Origin of the sequence: Micromonospora sp. LOL_013 (genome assembly GCF_048060315.1) — a bacterium.
Taxonomy (GTDB): Bacteria; Actinomycetota; Actinomycetes; order Mycobacteriales; family Micromonosporaceae; genus Micromonospora_E.
On record NZ_JBHMIQ010000122.1, the window covers coordinates 1 to 374 of the forward strand.

Below are 374 nucleotides of genomic sequence, written 5' to 3' on the forward strand. Positions count from 1 at the left end.
TGGTCATGCGCCGGCTGGCCGACCTGCACCCCGGCACCGCGAAGACCGACGCCCGCGACGCCTACGTCATCGCCGACGCCGCCCGCACCCTGCCCCACACCCTGCGCCGGGTCGACACCGGCGAAGAGACCCTCGCCGAACTGGAGGTGATGGTCGGCTACGACGACGACCTCGCCGGCGAGGTCACCCGCGTGGGCAACCGCATCCGGGGCCTGCTCACCCAGATCCACCCACCCCCGGAACGCGTCCTCGGCCCGAAACTGCAGCACCCCGCCGTACTCGAGGCACTCTCACGGTGCGGCGTACCCACCGGGCTGCGCAGGGCCGGCCGGGCGAAACTCACCGAGATCGTCAAAGCCCGCGCGCCACGCATG

General features: G+C 72.7%; 1 protein-coding gene. It reads left to right on the top strand.

Annotated features, from left to right (window positions below; translation table 11 throughout):
* Positions 1 to 374, top strand: a 374-nt coding sequence (locus ACFHWS_RS28600; protein WP_416569596.1) for an IS110 family transposase, incomplete at both ends; no start/stop codon positions are given.